General features: G+C 33.3%; 17 protein-coding genes and 1 tRNA gene. 12 read left to right on the plus strand and 6 right to left on the minus strand.

Annotated elements, in window-relative coordinates:
* Positions 1 to 365 precede the first annotated feature (365 nt).
* A complete protein-coding gene (locus tag JGH11_RS14450) occupies positions 366 to 1091 on the plus strand; it encodes an HAD family hydrolase (protein ID WP_201112985.1) in 726 nt (241 codons plus the stop codon).
* A 223-nt stretch (positions 1092 to 1314) separates the two neighbouring features.
* Positions 1315 to 2610 carry an inositol-3-phosphate synthase gene (locus JGH11_RS14455; protein WP_201112987.1) on the plus strand — a complete coding sequence of 432 codons (1296 nt, stop codon included), beginning with the start codon at positions 1315 to 1317 and terminating at the stop codon, positions 2608 to 2610.
* 66 nt (positions 2611 to 2676) lie between these two features.
* On the opposite strand, the gene JGH11_RS14460 is transcribed toward JGH11_RS14455, so the two are convergent.
* The gene (locus JGH11_RS14460; protein WP_201112989.1) at positions 2677 to 4005 is read right to left on the minus strand and encodes an NCS2 family permease; all 1329 of its coding nucleotides are present in this window, start codon (positions 4003 to 4005) and stop codon (positions 2677 to 2679) included.
* Between the two features lie 11 nt (positions 4006 to 4016).
* A complete protein-coding gene (locus JGH11_RS14465) occupies positions 4017 to 4730 on the minus strand; it encodes a DUF5020 family protein (RefSeq protein ID WP_201112991.1) in 714 nt (237 codons plus the stop codon).
* A gap of 204 nt (positions 4731 to 4934) precedes the next feature.
* On the opposite strand from JGH11_RS14465, the gene JGH11_RS14470 reads away from it, so the two are divergent.
* From JGH11_RS14470 to JGH11_RS14505, 9 genes are all read left to right on the plus strand, one after another.
* Positions 4935 to 5009: transfer RNA gene (locus tag JGH11_RS14470), tRNA-Pro, on the plus strand.
* A gap of 164 nt (positions 5010 to 5173) precedes the next feature.
* A complete protein-coding gene (locus JGH11_RS14475) occupies positions 5174 to 5863 on the plus strand; it encodes a hypothetical protein (protein ID WP_201112993.1) in 690 nt (229 codons plus the stop codon).
* Positions 5864 to 6177: 314 nt separating this feature from the next.
* Positions 6178 to 6339 (plus strand): hypothetical protein, encoded by a 162-nt coding sequence (locus JGH11_RS20260; protein ID WP_236264000.1) that lies wholly within the window; start codon positions 6178 to 6180, stop codon positions 6337 to 6339.
* Positions 6290 to 6520: an AlpA family transcriptional regulator gene (locus tag JGH11_RS14480; protein ID WP_236264001.1), complete on the plus strand. Its 231-nt coding sequence runs from the start codon at positions 6290 to 6292 to the stop codon at positions 6518 to 6520. Before JGH11_RS20260 ends, JGH11_RS14480 begins: the two co-directional genes overlap by 50 nt.
* A gap of 137 nt (positions 6521 to 6657) precedes the next feature.
* Positions 6658 to 7779 (plus strand): primase-helicase family protein, encoded by a 1122-nt coding sequence (locus JGH11_RS14485; RefSeq protein WP_236264002.1) that lies wholly within the window; start codon positions 6658 to 6660, stop codon positions 7777 to 7779.
* Positions 7780 to 8183: 404 nt separating this feature from the next.
* Complete coding sequence (locus tag JGH11_RS14490; protein WP_201112995.1) at positions 8184 to 8648, plus strand: hypothetical protein; 465 nt, start codon at positions 8184 to 8186, stop codon at positions 8646 to 8648.
* A complete protein-coding gene (locus JGH11_RS14495; protein ID WP_201112997.1) occupies positions 8648 to 9412 on the plus strand; it encodes a DUF5712 family protein in 765 nt (254 codons plus the stop codon). The genes JGH11_RS14490 and JGH11_RS14495 overlap by 1 nt, the downstream gene beginning before the upstream one ends.
* 51 nt (positions 9413 to 9463) lie before the next feature.
* Positions 9464 to 10495, plus strand: a complete 1032-nt coding sequence (locus JGH11_RS14500) for a putative phage abortive infection protein (RefSeq protein ID WP_201112999.1) — start codon at positions 9464 to 9466, stop codon at positions 10493 to 10495.
* Positions 10496 to 10510: 15 nt separating this feature from the next.
* Entirely contained in the window at positions 10511 to 11134 is a 624-nt protein-coding gene (locus JGH11_RS14505) for a histidine phosphatase family protein (protein WP_201113001.1), read from the plus strand.
* 16 nt (positions 11135 to 11150) lie between these two features.
* Here JGH11_RS14505 and JGH11_RS14510 read toward each other — a convergent pair whose 3' ends face one another.
* From JGH11_RS14510 to JGH11_RS14525, 4 genes are all read right to left on the minus strand, one after another.
* Positions 11151 to 11567, minus strand: coding sequence for a hypothetical protein (locus JGH11_RS14510; protein ID WP_201113003.1), 417 nt, complete (start codon positions 11565 to 11567; stop codon positions 11151 to 11153).
* Positions 11568 to 11650: 83 nt separating this feature from the next.
* Entirely contained in the window at positions 11651 to 11989 is a 339-nt protein-coding gene (locus JGH11_RS14515) for a hypothetical protein (protein WP_201113005.1), read from the minus strand.
* A 9-nt stretch (positions 11990 to 11998) separates the two neighbouring features.
* Positions 11999 to 12547: a hypothetical protein gene (locus JGH11_RS14520; protein ID WP_201113007.1), complete on the minus strand. Its 549-nt coding sequence runs from the start codon at positions 12545 to 12547 to the stop codon at positions 11999 to 12001.
* Positions 12544 to 12783 carry a hypothetical protein gene (locus tag JGH11_RS14525; protein ID WP_201113009.1) on the minus strand — a complete coding sequence of 80 codons (240 nt, stop codon included), beginning with the start codon at positions 12781 to 12783 and terminating at the stop codon, positions 12544 to 12546. The genes JGH11_RS14520 and JGH11_RS14525 overlap by 4 nt, the downstream gene beginning before the upstream one ends.
* 381 nt (positions 12784 to 13164) lie before the next feature.
* Here JGH11_RS14525 and JGH11_RS14530 point away from each other — a divergent pair, with 381 nt between their 5' ends.
* A complete protein-coding gene (locus JGH11_RS14530) occupies positions 13165 to 16437 on the plus strand; it encodes an N-6 DNA methylase (RefSeq protein WP_201113012.1) in 3273 nt (1090 codons plus the stop codon).
* Positions 16438 to 16465 lie beyond the last annotated feature (28 nt).

Genomic DNA, 16465 nt, shown 5'->3' on the forward strand with positions numbered 1-16465 from the left:
GGAGGCTTTACCGGTGCTTTAATAGGATTATATGCAACTTCTGCAAATGATATCAGATTGTAAAACTGGTTTTTTTATTTAGAATAATGAGTTCTGTTATTTTAAATAATGCTAGAATAATGGAAATGATAAGATTGTGTATAGTAGCTGCTTAATTCTCTCAACAATTCAAGCTTTTGCTCAGGGCCTTAACTTGTGGTACAACCCGGCTAAAAAGGTAACGGGAGCATAGCTTAAAAACATCTTTTCCTGCTTTTTTTCTTTGGGAAATTAATGTGTTATACGCTGTTTGTCAATGTGATGTTGTTGAATTTTGTTAATCCGCTGGCATATTGTACCTTTGTAATTATTTAAGATTTTAAATAATGTTGGATACAGATAAGATAAAAGGAATAATCTTTGATTACGGAGGTACAATAGACAGTAACGGTAAGCATTGGGCAGAAGTCTTATGGAATGCTTATCAAGAACAATTAGTGCCTGTGACAAAAGAGCAGTTTCGGGAAGCTTATGTGTATGCGGAACGCTATCTGGCTACTAATAAAGTGATAGAAGCAGAGGATAATTTTTTTTTGTTGTTGTGTAAGAAGGTTAATTTACAGATTAATTATTTGGTTGAAAACCTTTTTTTATTTAAAAACGAAGAAACAAATAAATACAGTCTTGCTATTTCCACTCAATGTTATAACTTTGCAAAGGACTTGATTAGTAAAGAAAAGCCTTTGCTTGATGAGTTAAAGAGTCGCTATCCGATGGTGTTGGTATCTAATTTCTATGGAAATGTACAAGCTGTTTTAAGTGATTTTGGTTTACTTGACTATTTTAATGATATAATAGAATCCGCAGTTGTAGGTGTAAGAAAGCCTAACCCTGCTATATTTAGTTTGGGAGTGGAAAGCCTGGATATGCCGGCTTCTTCGGTAGTGATTATCGGAGATTCTTACTCAAAAGATATTGTTCCTGCTAATAAAATCGGATGCCAGACAATCTGGCTGAAGGGGATAGGTTGGGAAGAAGAGTCTGTAAGTGCAACGGCAGACCTTATTATAAAAGATTTCATGGAGTTGAAATCAGCTTTTCAACTAGGTTGAAAAGGAGTACTTATTTTTTTGATGATATTATAGTGCCAGCTGTATTGTTGCTACCAATAATGGAAGTTGCCGGATGAATATTCTGCGATGGAAAATATCGGGTTGGGATAATAAAATGATAGTGAGGATACACTTGATACTATTCTATTATATGTTGTCTGATGAGACGGCAGAATTTAATGTAAGCTGCGGGTTGCAGTATAACTTAAAATTTTAATTAAAAATGGGAAAAGTACAAGTAGGAGAAGCCAAGGGTAAACTTGGTATTCTTACAGTTGGAGTTGGAGCAGTTGCTACAACTTTCATGGCAGGAACGTTGTTAACACGTAAAGGACAAGGAGTTCCTGTAGGGTCAATTACTCAATTGGCTACAATGCGTTTAGGAAAAAGAGAAGAAAATCGCTTCCCTAAAATCAAAGATGCAGTGCCTTTGGCAGATCTTAACGATATCGTATTCGGTGGATGGGATATCTTTGAAGAAGATGCTTATGAAGCTGCAAAACATGCAGATGTTTTAACAAGAGAAGATCTGGACAAAGTAAAAGATGAAATGTCTGCTATCAAGCCAATGAAAGCAGTCTTTGATCAGGACTTTGTAAAACGCTTGCATGGTACTTGGGTGAAGTCAGCTCCTACAAAGTGGGAATTGATGGAACAAGTAAAACAAGACATCGAAAACTTTAAAAAAGAGAATAATTGCGACCGTATCGTAGTTATCTGGTGCGGTAGCACAGAAGTATTCACTCCACTCGGCGAAGTTCATAAATCGCTTGCCGCTTTTGAAAAAGGGTTGAGAGAAAATCACAAAGACATTGCTCCTTCAAATGTATATGCATATGCTTGTGTATCGATGGGTATTCCTTATATCAATGGAGCACCTAACTTGACTGTTGATATACCTGCGATGTGGCAGTTGGCTGAGAAAACTCAAACTCCTATTTGTGGTAAAGATTTCAAGACAGGTCAGACGATGTTGAAGACAGTATTGTCTCCGATGTTTAAGACTCGTATGCTTGGCCTTAACGGTTGGTTCTCTACTAACATCCTTGGTAATCGTGATGGCGAAGTTCTTGACGATCCGGGCTCATTTAAAACTAAAGAAGAATCGAAGCTTTCGGTTATCGACAACATCCTTCAACCCGAATTATATCCTGAGCTTTACGGAAACGTATACCACAAAGTTCGTATCAATTATTACCCACCTCGCAACGACGATAAAGAAGGTTGGGATAACATCGACCTTTTCGGATGGTTGGGTTATAAGATGCAAATGAAGGTAGACTTCCTTTGTAAAGATTCTATTCTTGCGGCTCCTTTGTGTTTAGACCTGGTGTTGTTCTCAGACTTGGCAAAACGTGCCGGAATGAGTGGGATACAAGACTGGTTGTCTTTCTATTTCAAGAGCCCTATGCATGAGCCAAATAAGGTTGCAGAGCATGACTTATTTATCCAATATGTGAAGTTGAAAAATACACTTCGTCAGATGATTGGAGAAGAAACAGTAGATTTTATTGACTAATATCTTCCCCTGAAATAAAGAAAGGCTGCTAAATCATTAGCAGCCTTTCTTTTTGTAATATCTATTTTAATGTGCTCCCAATATGTGAGAAGCATCTAACACTATCTTTAATAAGAACAGGATGGCTATTACATATACCGTAGCAGATACATCCTTGAATTTCCCTGAACAAACTTTTATTAAAGCAAAGCTCAACATACCAAATACGATTCCTTCTGCAATACTGTATGTGAAAGGCATGAAGACAATAGTAAGGAATGCGGGAAGCCCTTCGCTCATGTCGCTAAAGTCTATTTTAGCAACAGATGATATCATGAAGAGTCCTACAATAATTAAGGCCGGCGATGTAGCGGCTGCAGGAACCATTAAAAATAATGGAGCGAAGAATAATGCCAGGATAAACATGAAAGCTGTACTAACCGAGGTTAAACCGGTTCTTCCACCTGATGCTACACCCGATGCACTTTCTACATAAGCTGTGATTGTGCTGGTTCCTAGAACGGCTCCAACTGTTGTACCTAAGGCATCAGAGAATAGGGCTTTTTTCATCTGAGGAAAGTTGCCATCTTCATCGGCAAGACCAGCTTTTGAAACCACCCCTATCAGAGTTCCAACAGTGTCGAACATATTTACAAATAAAAATGTAAATACCACTACAACCATGTTGAAGGAAAGGATGTGATCCCATTCGAATTGCGCAAATATAGGAGCAATAGATGGAGGCGCACTGATGATGCTTGAATCAGGAAGTGTTACATCACCAAGAATGATACCAAAGATCGTAGCAACTATAATACCTATAAGTATTGAACCATTTACGTTTCTTACATATAATACAGCTGTGACGATAAGTCCCATTAACGCAATCCAGACACTATGTTGAGAGAAATCGCCAAGAGCAATTAATGTAGCAGGACTGGCAACGACAATCCCTGCATTTTTTAATCCTATCAGAGTGATGAATAGACCTATCCCTACAGGAATAGCGTCTTTCAGAACTTTAGGTATACTTTTCACTATCAATTCTCGTACATTAAAGAATGTTAGCAGAATGAAAATAATACCCTCTATGAATACTGCGGTCAAAGCAAATTGCCATGAATATCCCATAAGTCCACAGACCGTAAATGCAAAAAAAGCATTTAAACCCATTCCGGGAGCTTGGGCAATTGGAAGTTTGGCGTAGAGAGCCATCATCAGGGTAGCAAAGATGGTAGCGACAGCAGTTGCTGTAAATAAAGCATCCTTATCCATTCCGGTAGTTGATAGTATGCTTGGGTTTACTATCAATATATATGACATGGTAAGGAAAGTAATAAGGCCGGCAATAAGCTCTTTGCGTATTGTAGTCTTATTCTCTGTCAATTTAAACGTTCTTTCAAGGAGATTCTTCATATTCTTTTATCTTAAAAATTCCATTTAGCAGCTATAGTCGGATTTATGTATGCTTTATCCTTTCTTAGAAGGAAGTTATTGCTGATTTCTATTTCACTACCTAAGGCTAGGTTTGGAGTTGCGTTATACCAAAACTGAGGTTCGGTAAGGAATACAATTTCTTTTCCGCTCTCGCCAGGTGCATGAGTTTTGTTTTTATTTTGGGTCCAAACATCCATGAATCCACAGATACGGAATTTATTATTACATAGGTCCATACCCCATGTTACAGTCCATTGAATGTCGTTACTTACTTTTTCGAAAGCATTATATTTATACGCTACATATGTTCCTAATATAGCTTTTCCTACCATCGTGGAATAAGAAGCTCCTGCCATATAAGCATTCGCTATTGAAAATCCAAAGCTTTCGGAATTTCCAACACCTCCATTGAATTCAACGTGTGCCATAACCGGACTTTTTCCCAGCTTTATATCACGAGCAATCTCCATATAGGCTGTTCCTATATTACCTCGGCTCTGATTGAAATCTAAGTCAACAAACATGAATGTAGAACCCCATTTGTCTGGTTTGAACATTTCGAAAGTTGCCGTAAAATAGTTTTTCTCAGAAATTTTGTCTCCATGTAAAGCATGACGAGGGTCAAAATGTAATTGTAGATTTTGGGCATTAATGGAAAATGCGAAGACTAGCAACGCAAATGTAAAGAACACTCTTTTAAGCATAATTATAAGATTTGAGATTTATGTGCAAAAATAAATAAAAAAAATACTTGTTGATCTAACTATTTGTTTTTAACAAAATAAATTTATTAATAGCAAGTTAAATTGTTTGCAAGGGTATTCATAAACAGAATTAGAATATTTTTTTTTGTCTTTTTGTTTTGAAATATAAAAAAATGTCATACCTTTGCACCGCTATACAGAAAACGGGATGTAGCGCAGTCCGGTTAGCGCACCTGCTTTGGGAGCAGGGGGTCCCAGGTTCGAATCCTGGTATCCCGACAGTTGAAAATCAAGCACTTACAGAAATGTAGGTGCTTTTTGTTTTTATAGCCGTGACGAATCCGTGACGTTTTTGAATGTTAAATAATACAAACTACCTACCTATATAGCCCCGATTTTGCCTATTTTTCAACTTTATATTTACTTGATTTTGATTGAATAATATGCCAAAAACATTATCTATTGATACTCGTATCGAATTATGCGGAATGTATAAAGGAAAAATAGAAAAAGATATTTCAAATGATTTATCCTTTTATAAAGATTATATTACATTTTGCAAAGAAATATTGTATCCCTATAAATTCCATGACTACAGTTTACCCCTTTATTACTATGGTTTATGGAATAAAGAACAGTATAACTTGATTTCTCATAATGAAATACAGCAAGAGTTTAATGCCCAAGACAAAAAAATTGAGAAATGGATAAACCTATGCAAGCAATTAGAAACACTTTTTGTAAGAGAAAAAGAAGGTATTCAATTTTATTCTACTAATGCAAAAGGACAAGAACGTATGCAAATAAAAGCATCCCAACATCCCAATAGCGAATTAAGTAAAGTTATTCTAGATTATTTAAAATCTGATTTGATAGAATATGAAAAAATATTTATCAATAATCCTTTTGAATTTAAGCGAGATATAAATCTCGAATCCATAAAATTACGTATTAGATATGCTAATCTTTTAACTAGAAAGTGTGACTCTAATTTGGAAAGTGCCAAAAAACTCATTTCTCATATGTGTATACAGCAACTATCTTTATTAATTAGACTTTACAAAGTATTAGAAGTACAGAACTACACATTGATAGATAATGTAAAACTACATAATGATGACTTCGTTTTATAACTTCTTTTTTAGAATATTTCGGTATTTCTGCTTATATTGATATAAATAACACATCATCCAAAGCAAAGGTCATGAAAGAACGATTTGAAAATTTTCCAACATATAAAAACAAAGAACTCGCCAATATGCTTAAGCAACAAAAAGAAAAGATCAATAAAACAATACTCTCTTTAAAAAAAATATATCTGAATATCAAGAATAAAATGAGGAAGAATGTGAGCAAAAAAAATCTAATAGCACCCTTCCTTTTATTTCATTGTTCATAATTGTATAAATGATGTACTTCGCCTAAAAGAATTCAAAAATATGCAATTATGAACACAAGATTAGAAGAATTAAAATCGAAGCCTTTGGCTTTACTTACAGTTAAGGAGTTTTTAGAACTACAACAAGGGCAAAAACAAGAACAACCCCAACAAGACCTACATGACGGATATTATAGGTATAGAAGATGCCGTTATTCTAACAGGCTATAAGAAATCAACCCTATACCGAAAAACGTCTACTAATGTCATCCCTTTTCATAAGCGAAGCAATAAAGTCGTATTCAAACGATCCGAACTTGAAGCATGGATGCTTGAGAATCGTCAAGAAACCATTGACGAGCGAGTAAAGAGGCTAGATCAACAATTCTTATCTAAAAAGCAAAAAGCATAAGGTTCCCGACCTCATGCTCCACAAATAACACTTATTATTTAACAAGTATTTTTGCCATTCTAACAAGGCGAAGATACATTAGGATTGGTACAACCTATTACAAAAAAGTAAAGAAACCATTGGCATCAGGCGATACAATGGAAATTCTAATCCCATGGAATAAAGAAACGATACAATCAGATCATGGGAAAGATTATATTGCTAAAATTCCTTGTTATGATGGTCTTTGCAGTATTCCGTCACATATAGATTACAAATCTACTATTGAAACATTTTATAATCAATATCATGAATTAGATTATAAGCCAAAAGCAGGAAACTGTACTACTATTCTTACATTTTTAAAGCACATATTTGGAGAACAGTATGAGTTTGGCTTGGATTATCTCAAAATACTCTATGAGAATCCGTTGCAAGCCTTGCCAATTCTTTGCCTTGTCAGTTCCGAACGGGGGGCGGGTAAGACTACATTCCTGAACTTGCTCAAATTGATGTTTGGTAAGAATATGACACTTAATACCAATGATGATTTCCGTTCTCAATTCAATTATGATTGGGCTAATAAACTCGTCATAGCTGTTGACGAAGTTTTATTAGATAAACGAGAAGACTCAGAACGGATTAAGAATCTTTCAACGGCTCGACAATTCAAAGCGGAGGCAAAAGGCAAAGATAGGCAAGAAGTTGAGTTCTTTGGAAAATTTATTCTTTGTTCGAATAACGAAACTAACTTTATCTGTATTGATAATGAAGAGACTAGATATTGGGTACGTAAAGTATTACCCTTTCAAAATCAGTTGAACTGCACATCATTAATATTTTTTGAACGTCTAAAAGCTGAAATTCCTGCATTTTTAGATTTCTTAATCAATAGACCATTCCATACAGAAAATAAGTCGAGAATGTGGTTTATGCCTAAGCAACTTGAAACTGAGGCATTGATAAAATTAAAAAGTAACAATAAATCATTGATAGAAAAAGAAATGATAAATGTACTTGAAATGATATTTGAAGATAGGGATTTAGATATTATACAATTTCAGTTGCAAGATATTATTGCCTCAATGAATAATCTTAATTATCGAAACCTCTCTATAAGCAAAGTAAAAGAAATATTAGTTTCAAAATGGGGGCTATCCACGGTCAATTCCTCATATACAAAATATATTGTATTCCTCGATGGAACAATCTCAACTAGCCCACACAAGGGGCGGTATTATGAATTATCTAAAGATAGATTTTTAAAAATAAATTATTAATGCTGTTGATTTGTTGTCGATTATATATAAGTGAATATATAACAACAAATTAGCTGTCAACAATCATATCAACAGTAGGATCGAAATAAAAAAATAAAGATTCTTCACTGTTGATATCACTGTTGATAATAACTAGTTGACTGATAGAGTCTGTCAACAAATCAACAATTTCAACAGCATTTTCACTCCTTAGTGCAGATGAAAAATTAGATAATATTTTTTCCCCTTTTGTTTCTTTCCTTTTTTATAGTGAATTGATAAGCGAGAGGGGAATGTCACAAAGTAACATTCGAGCAGTTAAGCATAGCTTAATGAGATAATTATAATGTCATATTAAATATCAAAATGTAACATTTAGAACAAAAGGGGGAATAAATAAGCTCTTTTACAATAAATTACCTATTATGGAACAAAAAATAATACGCATATCTGCATCATTACATAACGAATACAAAGAACTGGTGTCTAGGTTTCCTAAACTGACTTTATCTACTGCAACAGAACTTTTAATCAAAAAGGCTCTTAAGCGTGGAGAAATAGAAAAGAGCGAAAAGAACGCTTATGATGCAGTTAAGGAATTAGATGAAACTTTCAGGAAATGGATGCGACAACAAGAGAAAATTCATTTAACCCGAATTTCGGAAGAATTATTGGCTTTAGCTCATGAGTTAAAAGACACAGCTACCAGAACAGATATAGAGAAAGCAGGAAATATGCAAATTTCCGTTATTGAGAAGGCATTAAATGAGCTTGCGACTTTCCTTGCCAATGATTTTGACAGGACAAAATCAGAAATAAACGATTTGAAAAGCCGAATAAATAAGCAATCAGATATTATAGAAGACAAACTGTCTAAAAAGATATTCTGATGTACACTAAAGTTATAAATCCTGCAAAACATGGGAAGGTTTCTTTTTCCAATACAGGCTCTTGTGCTGCTTTGGTTAACTATCTGAACAAAGAAAATAGAGAATCCCAACTTGTAGACAATGAGCTGTTCTTCGACCAATATCGGAACAATGTAACTTCGAATGAGGTTTTACATACTATTGATAATAATCACAAGGGATTAAAACGAAATACTCCTAAATTTCATAGTCTTGTAATTGCCCCTACTATTCAAGAATTATATCATATTAGGCAGAGTACGGAGAATATGAAAGAATACACACGAGCGGTTATGGAAGAATATGCGAGAAATTTTAATCTATCCAATGGAAAACAGTTGTCAAGTGATGATTTGGTTTGGTTTGCAAAATTGGAACGAATGAGAAAAGGCGAATTGACAGCAGGCAGTATGCATATACACATCATAGTCTCTGCAAGAGATAAGAGCCAAAGTATAACTCTAAACCCGAATATTAATAATAGAAACCGCTTTAATCGAGTCCAATTCTACATGAATAGTGAAAGAGCCTTTGATAAAATGTTCGGATTCAAACGTAAAGAATCATTGTTAATGAATCATCAAGTTTTTAGATATGGTTCTTTCTCCGAGAAGTTAAGTTTGTATCAAGAAAATCTGAAACATCGAGAAATCAAAAATGCTATTCATAATATTGTCGGCATTTTTCAAGGATTAGATTATGGAAATGAACAGGATAATTCGAGAAAACGGAAGAGAGGGAGATAAATTTCTATATAAATAATTATTACCTTTATAGTATCATAATATCATGTCACGATGAAAATCAAAAAAGATTACTCTATTAGTATAACTATAATTGTTGCAATTTGTATTTGCTTATCTATTTGGTTAGGAGGGATGCTCTTAACTCATTGGTATGCTAATGAATATTTCAAAGTTTCCAATCTTGAAGATAATAAAGAAGCTTTATTTGGAGATAGTTTTGGCGCTGTAAATGCTCTGGTTTCTGCTTTTGCCTTTGCGGGAGTGATTGTTGCTATTGTATTGCAGAGGAAAGAGTTAAGGCTTCAAAGAGAAGATTTAGAATTACAGAGGGAAGAGCTTAAAAACACAACATTAGAATTAAAATTGCAGCGAGAACAATTTGAAATACAGAACAGAACATTACTTTTACAACGCTTTGAAAATACATTCTTCCAAATGCTTAGTTTGCATCAAGAACTAGTCAATAATCTTTATTTTACTTGTAAAACCAAAACAAAATATGAGATTCCCAATGAAGTATTTCCTAACTCTAAGCCAGAGGAAAAAGAAGTAAATGAATATAAAGAAGTCAAGGGGAGGGATAGTTTCTATTTTTTATATGAAAAAGCTATATTGAAATTTAGAGGACATGAATATGATGATGGCTTAAGAAGATTAATCTATTATGTTTCAGAGCCAAATAACAATATTTCTTTTAATGATCTTTATTGTAATCTAAAAGAGCCAAAACTATTTGACCACTATTTTAGACACCTGTTTGGGATTATCAACTTTGTAGACTTACAGATAATATTAAATAAAGAAGAAAAACAACAATACGTAGATATGATACGAGATACTTTATCTCCATACGAATTAATTTGGATTTTTTACAATAGCCTATCAAACAATAGTATACCTAATAACAAGACATTGATAGAAAAATATAGCCTTCTGTCAACATATAGGCAGGAACTCTTAATACATTGGGGACATCGCTTTAATTATTCTATATCTGCTTACCTGCCCGAAGAGCTAATAACAGAAAATCAAAAAGAGCAATATTTAAGCCGTTCAAAAGAAGACATTGTTATTCTATCGTAAATATTTATTTATGCTATGCTCTCTATCTACCTTCTCCGCCATGCCGAAACTGACTATAACTCCCATGCACAATTTATAGGTGGTCGTTCAAATCATATCCCATTATCAACTAAGGGGGAAAAACAAGCATTGGAGATTGGTAAGAGGTTAAAAGAATCCAATATTCAATTTGAGAAAGTGTTTTGCTCCATAGCCAACCGAACACGACAAACACTTGATTTAATCCTTTCTCAAGTTCAAATAACAAATAATCCGATTATCTACTCGGAGGAATTACAAGAACTCTCTCAAGGTGATTGGGAAGGCAAACTTCGCTCAGAAATCTATACTCCCGAACGACTCGCCGAAATTAATTCTAATCAATGGCTTTTTACTCCTCCTAATGGAGAGTCACAAAAAGGAGTTGAAGAACGTATGTTAGCCTTTATATCCTCTGAAATATTATCTAAATATACGGAGGGTAGTTTTCTGATTGTAGGGCATGGCATAGCTTTTAAATGTCTGTTAAGGGGCATTCTTGATATATCTTCACAAATGGCTTACAAACTACCTATTGACAATACCTCTTTGACAAAGTTATCCTATGATAAAGAAAAAGGCTGGTTCTTGAATTATCTGAACCAAACCTTCAATATTTGACAAATACATTTCTAACCTATTCCGACCCTAAAGCATAATAAGAAATAGAAGCGTTTTTATTTGTGGCTGTAAACTTCTTTACCCCATCGACTGTAATAGATGTTGTAAAGGTTGCTCCTGTATCTGCAATTTCGTCTGCTTCCTCGTCATAAACCTGTGCAGAAATATAGCAAAACTCGGCATATTTCATTTCCAACTCGACAGAGAACGGAGATTTTACATACACCACTTTGGAATCGTACTCAACAGTCTCAACCGTTGTATGTTTGGTACTGTACAAGATTCTCATTGTAAGATCGGGATTATCACAAGAAGCCTCATAGCGTACTTTGTAAGTTTTGTTTATACCTGTATCTTCATTGTCTTTATCATCGCTACATGAAAACAGAACAAAAGGGAGAAAAAAAATAAGTGTTAAGATGAGTTTATTCATGATTTGTATAGTTTTAATTTATAATCATTTCGTGTATAATGTGTTGTTGTAATATTATTATATTGTGATAATATCATTTTATTCTATTTTTTTGAAGTTCTCCGCAACGTAAAATATATTTGTTTGTCTGCCGTTTCAACGGATAGCACTAAGCCTTTGAAGGGATTATTTTCTATATCAATAATCGTAGCCTCAAACTCTTTTCCTGTATCGTTGTGCTGAACATTTATAGTAACAATAACCTTATCGCCTATTTTGAAATCCGTTTGCTCTGTTGTTTGGCTCTCCGTTTCGGGAATAGGAATTACCCGATAATATTTACTGTTCCACCGTCCCCGAGCAATTATTACTTCTTCTTTGTCGGCTAGAGCTAAGTATTTGTCAACACTTCTATTAAATTCGGATGCTGTAATTGTTATCATAATATTATATTATTGTTTTATCATATTATTACATTGTTTACCGTCAGCAGATAGAATAAACAAAGCATTCATTTCCTGTTTGGTCTGTAATTGAGGATTGAAGAAAGAGAATTTACAATCGGCTTTCTTGGCTAATATTTCAGAAGTATTGCGGGAATCATACCTATTCAGATAATCCGCTTGCCAGTTTTGAGCAATGCTAAGTTCGGATTGGTATTTCTCAAGGTCTTTCTCCCATCGAGAGATCAGAGCTTTTGCTACAGCCTGATTCTTTTTCCCCCTTTGTTCCTTTGTTTTCTCTTGCAGACGAGAAATAGAATTTTGTGCAGATTCGATTTTCTTGGCTTTTTCAGCTTCAAATTGCTTTTGAAGAATAGATGTACTGTCGGAAACTGTAATATCCGAAACATTGATAGAAAGGATTTCTATTTGCAAATCGGTTTTAATACCTTTTTTGTCCGTTTCCAGATAATCAATTATTATTTTCTCATAATTGGAAGGAGAAGAGCAAGAAAACCAAACTAAGGGGAGAAGAATAAAGAAATATAACTTTCTCATGATGCGACGGATTTATAAGCGTTATAGAATAGATCAAAAACGGTAGAGATCGCTTTTGCTTCTGTCTTTCCCTTTTCTATAACTTTGTCATACACATCACTTGCAGACCAAAGCATTTTCCATGCAAGAAACAGGGCTTCTGTATCATCAATGTCGGCATGTTGCTTTTTGACTATTTCGAATGCCGTAGGCATAAATAGAGTCTCGATTTGCTCTATGGAACTAATTTTACTCATATTCTGTATATTTTGTGGTTAGTAATTAATTCATGTATATTCTCCTGTTTACAATAGCTATTAATAAACCACAAAAAGAAGGCATGGAACTCGCCAAGTCCGAACTGGAGGTACTGGTATACCCGAGAAACGAAACAAGGCAAGCCCACGCCTATACGGCATGAGCATTGCACAGTTTCCTCGTTTCTCTCAAATTACCAGTTTTCCAGTTCGAGGTTTATGTGAATGCTAATGTTATATTTTTATATGCGACGCTTCGCTGTATTGTATAACAAAGATATACAAAAAATATCAAATAATAATTTGTTGGAGAAAACTATATCGGAAACGATCACCTCTAAAAAATTAAGTATCTTTGTCTGTCATAAAAAAAACATTCAAATGCAAGTAAATATAGAAGATATAATAGAGAAATTTAAAGAAAATAGTTTTAATTCGATAAGTGAAGAAGATGTAAGAATACATACGAATATTTTTCTTGACAGTTTAGCTTCATTCTATGGACTAAAGAAGAAAGTCATAAGTGAAGTTTCTTCGGTACAAGGAGGTAGAGCTGATAGTATATATTCGGATATTATTTTTGAGTTTAAGAAACCTAATAAATTTAACAATCAATCAGGTGTTAATGAGGCTATAAATGGAAGAGACGAAAGAGATCGAGGTCTTTTTTCATATTTGGTAAATTTTAGTATAGAAGAATTAGGAAAGGGTGATGATGAATATTTTGAACAAATTTTACTTTCCAAAGTTGGTATTGCATTTGATGGTAAAACTTTTGTTTTTTTTCGCTATAAAAAAGATATAGAGAATATAGAGCTTTTTATTAAATCTAAAACAAAAAGAATGCCTAAAGGCATAAAATCGAATAGAGCATTATCGACTGAAATAGAAATTGTTAAAGACTTTAATCTAGGCGTTAAAAAACTTCTACTTTTTCTTCGATCTACAAAAAGAAAGAGACTTTCTTCTGAAAACTTACTTTTATCATTCTCCTCAAATTCTGATATTTCAAAAAAAAGTATTTTATATTTATATGATTTGTTAAATTCTAATCTTAAAATTAATACTAGAATAAAAACTCTTTATGAAGAATGGAATAGAATCTTTGGAGATATTTATGGAAAAGAAGAAACTGATTTCACAAAGTTCAAAGATGATTTGATAAAGATGTATTCACTACCTAAAAACATAGAAATAAGAAATACTCTTTTTGTTTTACAGACCTATTACAGTATTACGATAAAATTGTTAATTCACAATCTTCTAGAGTCTCTTACAAATCCAACTCAAAAAGCAAAAAAGCCAATTTACAAGAATGAACTAACATCTTTATTTTCAGGGAATCATTATACTAATTACTATATAGAAAATTTTTTTGAGATACATTTTTTTGAATGGTTCATTCTAGCTGAAGATTTAGATATGGATTTTATCCATGAAATAATTTCGGAATTAGATACTTTTGAAACAACAGCATCTGTAATAAAACCTGAAGTAGTAGGAGATGTGCTAAAAAAAGTATATTCTGATCTTATCCCAAGAGGTTTGAGACATCTCCTTGGCGAATATTACACTCCTGATTGGCTTGTTGATTTTACTATAGAGAAATCTAAATATGATAACGAATTGAATACAACTATTTTAGATCCAACATGTGGTTCTGGTGCTTTTTTAACTCATATTATAAAATCTTATTCAACACGTCATAAGCTTCAGCTTTCTCAAAATAATTTAATTGAAAATATTACAAAAAACATTGTAGGTTTTGATATAAATCCAATTGCCGTTATTTCAGCTAAAGCAAATTATATATTGGCTTTAGGAGATATAACACAACTTGAGAAAGAGATTTCTATACCTGTTTACATGTGCGATTCAATTTTAGTACCTACTGTTCATGCTAAACAAAAAGAAAAAAAACATACTATTGAAATATCTACAATTGTTGGAGTTTTTGAAGTTCCTGTTTTTGAAACAAGAGAAGAAAATGATTATTTTTTGAAAACGGCTTCCACGTGCATTTTAAAAGACTATACATCTTTTGATGAATTTTACAACCGAATTAAAGAAGAAAATGAAATAATAATTGGAAAAGAAAAGTTAGAGGCAACTAAAATATTCTATGATAAACTATATAATTTACACTTAAGTGGGAGAAATGGTTTTTGGCCTATTATCCTAAAGAATTCATTTGCGCCTCTTTTCTCCCAAAGCAAATTTGATGTAATCATAGGAAATCCGCCCTGGATTACATGGAAAGCGATGTCAGATACTTATAGAAAAGCAACCTTAGATATTTGGTTAAGTTATGGTATATTTGAAAAAAGTGCATATGACAAAATCACAAGTCATGATGATTTTGCTATGGCTGTTACATATGTGAGCATTGATCATTATTTAAAAGATAATGGATTTACAGCATTCGTTTTGCCTCAAACTTTTGTAAAATCACTAAAAGGAGGAGAGGGTTTTCGTAAATTTAAAATTACAAGGGATAACTTAGATGTTCCTTTTTCCATTATAGGAGTTTATGATATGTTAGAGATTAAACCTTTTGCAGGGGAAGCCACTAATAGAGCATCTGTGTACATTTTCCAAAAGAATAGAGAAATGGCATATCCAATGAACAATTATTTTGAATGTGTAAATTCGATGAAGGAGAGAATAACTTTTGATGACAATTATGATATAGTAAAAGAAAAAATGTCCTTCAGAAAACTTTCTGCCCAACCAATCAATGAGGACATTAGGAGCCCTTGGCTTACAGTAGAAGATAACCTCTATGTGGATCTTTCAAAATTTTTGGGTAAATCGCCATATAAAGGAAGAAAGGGAATTGAGCCTTGTGGAGCAAAAGGAATATACTTAGTGAATATTGTAAAGAATGTTGGAGATAATGTTCAGATAGAGAACTTAATTGAACGTTCGAGATTAAAAAAAGCAAAAGACTTAGGTGTTTATCCTGGAATTGTAGAGAAAGATTTACTTTTCCCTATGGTTGGTGGACGAAATATTGATAAATGGGGTATCAACTCATATTTATATATGGTTGTGCCTCACAATGCTATCGGAGAGGCTAAATACAGAGGTATAGAAGAATCGATATTAAAAACTAAGTATAAAAGGACATATGAATGGTTATATTATTTTAAAGATTTACTTTTAGAAACTAGAATAAGAAGTGCTAAATTTTTCGATAAAGATCAGTTTCCTTTTTATAGACTTGATAACGTCGGTGATTATACTTTTATGCCCTTTAAAGTTTTATGGAGAGAACAAAGTCGAGAAATGAAAGCTACTGTTGTTTCAAAAATAAACGATCCTTTTCTGAATCAAAAAATAGTGGTTTGTGATTCTAAGGTTTTATATGTTTCTTTTGACTGTGAGATTGAAGCACATTATCTATGTGGAATTTTAAATTCAAGAGTTATTGGTGATATCATTGAAGCATATACAATTGATACTCAGAGAGGTGTTGATATAGTCAACAATATCAATATTCCTAAATTCGATAGTACAAATAAAATTCACATGAAAATGGCAGAATTATCTAAAGCTGCTCATGACAACTATATAAGAAAAAATAAGGATCAGCTTTTGGCTGTAGAAAAGAAAATCGAAGCACTGACGCCAAGTATCTTCAAAAAGAAATAAATGGTGCACTAAGCGTACAGCTTTATAA

Origin of the sequence: Dysgonomonas sp. Marseille-P4677 (assembly GCF_016652235.1) — a bacterium.
Lineage (GTDB): Bacteria > Bacteroidota > Bacteroidia > Bacteroidales > Dysgonomonadaceae > Dysgonomonas.

Coding starts and splice junctions, on each gene's coding strand:
- JGH11_RS14455 (WP_201112987.1), top strand. CDS start 1,315: ATGGGAAAAGTACAAGTAGGAGAAGCCAAGGGTAAACTTGGTATTCTT.
- JGH11_RS20260 (WP_236264000.1), top strand. CDS start 6,178: ATGAACACAAGATTAGAAGAATTAAAATCGAAGCCTTTGGCTTTACTT.
- JGH11_RS14515 (WP_201113005.1), bottom strand. CDS start 11,989: ATGATAACAATTACAGCATCCGAATTTAATAGAAGTGTTGACAAATAC.
- JGH11_RS14475 (WP_201112993.1), top strand. CDS start 5,174: ATGCCAAAAACATTATCTATTGATACTCGTATCGAATTATGCGGAATG.
- JGH11_RS14460 (WP_201112989.1), bottom strand. CDS start 4,005: ATGAAGAATCTCCTTGAAAGAACGTTTAAATTGACAGAGAATAAGACT.
- JGH11_RS14530 (WP_201113012.1), top strand. CDS start 13,165: ATGCAAGTAAATATAGAAGATATAATAGAGAAATTTAAAGAAAATAGT.
- JGH11_RS14525 (WP_201113009.1), bottom strand. CDS start 12,783: ATGAGTAAAATTAGTTCCATAGAGCAAATCGAGACTCTATTTATGCCT.
- JGH11_RS14500 (WP_201112999.1), top strand. CDS start 9,464: ATGAAAATCAAAAAAGATTACTCTATTAGTATAACTATAATTGTTGCA.
- JGH11_RS14510 (WP_201113003.1), bottom strand. CDS start 11,567: ATGAATAAACTCATCTTAACACTTATTTTTTTTCTCCCTTTTGTTCTG.
- JGH11_RS14465 (WP_201112991.1), bottom strand. CDS start 4,730: ATGCTTAAAAGAGTGTTCTTTACATTTGCGTTGCTAGTCTTCGCATTT.
- JGH11_RS14490 (WP_201112995.1), top strand. CDS start 8,184: ATGGAACAAAAAATAATACGCATATCTGCATCATTACATAACGAATAC.
- JGH11_RS14450 (WP_201112985.1), top strand. CDS start 366: ATGTTGGATACAGATAAGATAAAAGGAATAATCTTTGATTACGGAGGT.
- JGH11_RS14480 (WP_236264001.1), top strand. CDS start 6,290: ATGACGGATATTATAGGTATAGAAGATGCCGTTATTCTAACAGGCTAT.
- JGH11_RS14495 (WP_201112997.1), top strand. CDS start 8,648: ATGTACACTAAAGTTATAAATCCTGCAAAACATGGGAAGGTTTCTTTT.
- JGH11_RS14505 (WP_201113001.1), top strand. CDS start 10,511: ATGCTCTCTATCTACCTTCTCCGCCATGCCGAAACTGACTATAACTCC.
- JGH11_RS14485 (WP_236264002.1), top strand. CDS start 6,658: ATGGAAATTCTAATCCCATGGAATAAAGAAACGATACAATCAGATCAT.
- JGH11_RS14520 (WP_201113007.1), bottom strand. CDS start 12,547: ATGAGAAAGTTATATTTCTTTATTCTTCTCCCCTTAGTTTGGTTTTCT.